Below are 4,348 nucleotides of genomic sequence, written 5' to 3' on the forward strand. Positions count from 1 at the left end.
TTGTGTTTTTTTTTGTTGTGTTTTTTTCTGTTTTGCGGGGGTCCGTCGACGGAACGTTCCGTCGACGGGCGCCGAGGGGTCGTAAACCAGTCAGGTCGGTGGAAGATCAGATGCACGAACGGGGGACAGCGGGATACGACGTGACACCGGACCTGCGGCCGACCCGGTTCACGTGACGGAATCCACGAGGGTCAGTGGATGATGCCGGTGCGCAGCGCCACGGCGACCATCCCGGCCCGGTCGCCCGTGCCGAGCTTGCGGGCGATACGGGCGAGGTGGCTCTTGACGGTCAGGGCGGACAGTCCCATCGAGACGCCGATCGCCTTGTTCGACTGGCCCTCCGCGACCAGCCGGAGCACCTCGACCTCACGGCCGGAGAGCTCGCGGTAGCCACCCGGGTGGCTCGGGGCACCCGGGGGGCGGCGGTGCATGCGGGCGGCGGAACCGATGGGGGCGGCACCCGGTCGGGTGGGGAGCCCGATGTTGGTGCGGGTGCCGGTGACGACGTAGCCCTTGACCCCGCCGGCCAGGGCGTTGCGCACGGCGCCGATGTCGTCGGCCGCGGACAGGGCCAGGCCGTTGGGCCAGCCCGCGGCGCGGGTCTCGGACAGGAGGGTCAGGCCGGAGCCGTCGGGAAGGTGGACGTCGGCGACGCAGATGTCGCGGGGGTTGCCGATGCGGGGACGAGCCTCCGCGATGGACGAGGCCTCGATGACATCGCGCACGCCGAGCGCCCACAGGTGGCGGGTGACGGTGGAACGTACGCGGGGGTCGGCCACGACCACCATGGCGGTGGGCTTGTTCGGGCGGTAGGCGACCAGGCTTGCGGGCTGCTCTAGGAGAACGGACACCAGGCCTCCTGGGTGGGGGGACGGGGCCGGCTTGTGGGGATGAAGCCGGGACGAACCGTGCTTTCAAGGTCACAGTCGTCTTCGGCACCAAACCCGTCCGCCTTTAGAGAATGATCACGATCTGGTGAGTAACAATACGTGCAATTCGGACACGCGATCGATCATCCGAAGATCGAATCGGTTCGGGCCGTTGCGGTACGGGACAGAAAGTGGCCGTATCGACAAAGAGATGGTCAATGAAGGGTGAGTCGACGGGACGCCCGTGGACGGTGCGGCGCGCCTGTGGACGGTCAGCGCGCCTGCGGGTCGCGGCGCTGCGGCAGGGTGACCACCGAGGCGTCGCCGGGACCGGCCGGCGGCAGCCCCGCCACCTGCGCCAGCAGGTCGCACCAGGAGGCGAGGTGCGCCGCGGTGTCCGGGACGCCGGTGCGGCCCTCCCGGGGCGTCCAGGAGGCCCGGATCTCGATCTGCGAGGCGGCCGGGCGTTCGGACAGCCCGCCGAAGTAGTGCGAACTCGCCCGCGTGACGGTCCCGCTCGGCTCCCCGTACGACAGCCCCCGGGCCTGGAGCGCCCCGGTCAGCCAGGACCAGCAGACCTCGGGCAGCAGCGGATCGGCCGCCATCTCCGGCTCCAGCTCCGCACGGACCAGCGTGACCAGCCGGAACGTACCGCGCCAGGCGTCGTGCCCGGCCGGGTCGTGCAGCAGCACCAGCCGGCCGTCGGCGAGGTCCTGGTCGCCGTCGACCACCGCGGCCTCGACGGCGTACGCGAACGGCGCGAGGCGCTGCGGCGCGGGCGTCGGCTCCACCTCGACCTGCGGCCGCAGCCGGGCGCCGCGCAGCGCGTCGACCGCGGCCCGGAAGGCCGGCGGCGGCGGTGGCGCCGTACTCCCCGTATGTCCGTCACCCTCCCCGGTGCCCTTACCCTCGTCCATCCCGCCAGCGCCGTCCGACAGTCGTCCCTGAGCCGCAGCCATGCGGGGAAGAGTAAGGGGAACGACGCCTTCGCGCAGGGAGAGACACCACCTAAGGCCCCGAGGGTGCCGCAGGCCCGGCCCGCGGGGCGTGCGAGACTTGCCGTCGTGAGTGCGAACGGAAGCCCCACGGGCCAGCAGCCGACAGCGACGTACGACAGTGCCTTCCTGAAGGCGTGCAGGCGCGAACCCGTGCCCCACACCCCCGTGTGGTTCATGCGGCAGGCCGGCCGCTCGCTGCCGGAGTACCACAAGGTGCGCGAGGGCGTCCCGATGCTGGAGTCGTGCACGCGGCCCGAGCTGGTCGCCGAGATCACCCTCCAGCCCGTGCGCCGGCACCACGTGGACGCGGCGATCTACTACAGCGACATCGTCGTCCCGCTCAAGGCCATCGGTGTCGACCTCGACATCAAGCCCGGCGTCGGCCCGGTCGTCGCGAACCCGATCCGCACCCGCGCGGACCTCGCCCAGCTCCGCGACCTCACCCCCGAGGACGTCTCCTACGTCACCGAGGCGGTCGGCCTGCTCACCGCCGAGCTCGGCGCGACCCCGCTGATCGGCTTCGCCGGCGCCCCCTTCACCCTCGCGAGCTACCTCATCGAGGGCGGCCCCTCCCGCACGTACGAGAACGCCAAGGCGATGATGTACGGCGACCCGGAGCTCTGGGCCGACCTGCTCGACCGTCTCGCCGACATCACGGCCGCGTTCCTGAAGGTGCAGATCGAGGCCGGCGCCTCCGCCGTCCAGCTCTTCGACTCCTGGGCCGGCGCGCTCGCCCCCGCCGACTACCGCCGCTCGGTGCTGCCGGCCTCCGCGAAGGTCTTCGACGCCGTCGCCGGCTACGGCGTCCCGCGCATCCACTTCGGCGTCGGCACCGGCGAGCTGCTGGGCCTCATGGGCGAGGCCGGCGCCGACGTCGTCGGTGTCGACTACCGGGTCCCGCTCGACGAGGCCGCTCGCCGGGTCGGCCCCGGCAAGGCGCTCCAGGGCAACCTCGACCCGGCCGTCCTGTTCGCCGGCAAGGAGGCGGTGGAGACCAAGGCCCGCGAGGTGCTCGACGCGGCCGCCGGTCTCGAAGGGCACGTCTTCAACCTGGGCCACGGTGTGATGCCGTCCACCGACCCGGACGCCCTGACCCGCCTCGTCGAGTACGTCCACACCCAGAGCGCCCGCTGACCCGGTCCGCTACCAGCCGTGCCGGGGCCGTGCCCGCCTGCCGAACAGCAGGCCGCGCGGTTCCGGCGGCGGGGGCGTGCCCGGCTTGAGCGGCCAGGCGAGCACCATGCCCACCAGGAAGCCGACGACGTGCGCCGCGTACGCCACGGTGCCCGCGTCCGAGACGCCCTCCCCGGACGAGTACACGGCCTGGAGCACGAACCAGAAGCCCAGCACCAGCCAGGCGGGCAGCCGGAGCGGCAGGAAGATCAGGAAGGGCACCAGGACCCACACCCTGGCCCTCGGGAAGAGCACCAGATAGGCGCCCAGGACGCCGGCGATCGCGCCGGACGCGCCGATCAGCGGGTCGCCCGAGGAGGCGTTCAGGAGCGCGAAGCCGTAGCCGGCCGCGTAGCCGCAGAAGACGTAGAAGAGGAAGAACCGGATGTGCCCCATCCGGTCCTCGACGTTGTTGCCGAAGATCAGCAGGAACAGCATGTTGCCCAGCAGGTGCAGCCAGCTGCCGTGCAGGAACATCGCCGTGAAGACGGACAGCGCCGGCGACTTGTGGTAGTTCGGCGGGCCGACGACGCAGCCGGCGCCGTTGCGGCCGACGCCCACCTCCCCGGTCGGCACGACCTGCGGCAGTTGATGGTGGATCAGCTCTCTGGGGACCGCCGCGTAGTGGTCCGTGAAGGCCTGCAGATGGCACAGCTGGGCCAGGTCGCTGCCGCCGGCCACGGAGCCGGCTATGCCGGGCGTGAACAGGAACACGAGGACGTTCGCGGCGATCAGCGCGTACGTCACGTACGGCGTGCGGCGCACCGGGTTGACGTCATGGACGGGAATGACCACAGGTAAGTAGTGCCCAGGGAGTGCCGGGCCAAAGCCGGGCGTTCATGTGAACGTCGCACCGGCCGCCTGCGTATGTCTGTGCAACCGACTTCTGGTTCAGGCGACGTAAGGACAGGCGATGAACGAGCGGGTTGCTCCTCAGGCGTTCCCTCCCATGCAGGCCCTGCCCGACGGCGAGGCGGAGCTCTCCCTTGTCGTGCGGCTTCCCTGGGAGGACGTGGCACGGCTCGGTCAGGAGGCCGGGCGGCTGGCGGCGCAGATGCAGCGGCCGGTGACGCTGGACGAGGCGGTGAGCAACCGGCTGCGCTCGACCCGGCCGGCGGCGGCGCACGCCCGTCCCGGGGCCGAGCAGCAGGGTGCCGCCGCGGCTGCGCCGGGCGGGGCCGGGGTCACTTCGCTGCCGCGGATCAGCGGGACGGCTTAGGGCCCGCTGCGGAGTGCGGGTGCGTGGGGGCTGGTCGCGCAGTTCCTCCCCCAGCCTCCGGCCGGGGGTACCCCCAGCGCCCCTGGGTC

General features: G+C 71.8%; 5 protein-coding genes. 2 read left to right on the forward strand and 3 right to left on the reverse strand.

Going from position 1 to position 4,348, the window contains the following annotated elements:
* Positions 1–191 precede the first annotated feature (191 nt).
* Positions 192–851 carry a response regulator transcription factor gene (locus AB0958_RS44620; RefSeq protein WP_005481878.1) on the reverse strand — a complete coding sequence of 220 codons (660 nt, stop codon included), beginning with the start codon at positions 849–851 and terminating at the stop codon, positions 192–194.
* Between the two features lie 290 nt (positions 852–1,141).
* Positions 1,142–1,828 (reverse strand): DUF3000 domain-containing protein, encoded by a 687-nt coding sequence (locus AB0958_RS44625; RefSeq protein WP_366896209.1) that lies wholly within the window; start codon positions 1,826–1,828, stop codon positions 1,142–1,144.
* A gap of 105 nt (positions 1,829–1,933) precedes the next feature.
* Here AB0958_RS44625 and hemE point away from each other — a divergent pair, with 105 nt between their 5' ends.
* Complete coding sequence (gene hemE / locus AB0958_RS44630; RefSeq protein ID WP_366896210.1) at positions 1,934–3,001, forward strand: uroporphyrinogen decarboxylase; 1,068 nt, start codon at positions 1,934–1,936, stop codon at positions 2,999–3,001.
* A gap of 9 nt (positions 3,002–3,010) precedes the next feature.
* On the opposite strand, the gene AB0958_RS44635 is transcribed toward hemE, so the two are convergent.
* On the reverse strand, positions 3,011–3,835 hold the full coding sequence (locus AB0958_RS44635; RefSeq protein WP_366896211.1) for a rhomboid family intramembrane serine protease: 825 nt from the start codon (positions 3,833–3,835) through the stop codon (positions 3,011–3,013).
* A 118-nt stretch (positions 3,836–3,953) separates the two neighbouring features.
* Here AB0958_RS44635 and AB0958_RS44640 point away from each other — a divergent pair, with 118 nt between their 5' ends.
* Positions 3,954–4,259, forward strand: coding sequence for a hypothetical protein (locus AB0958_RS44640; RefSeq protein ID WP_366896212.1), 306 nt, complete (start codon positions 3,954–3,956; stop codon positions 4,257–4,259).
* Positions 4,260–4,348 lie beyond the last annotated feature (89 nt).

Origin of the sequence: Streptomyces sp. NPDC006655 (assembly GCF_040703965.1) — a bacterium.
GTDB lineage: Bacteria > Actinomycetota > Actinomycetes > Streptomycetales > Streptomycetaceae > Streptomyces.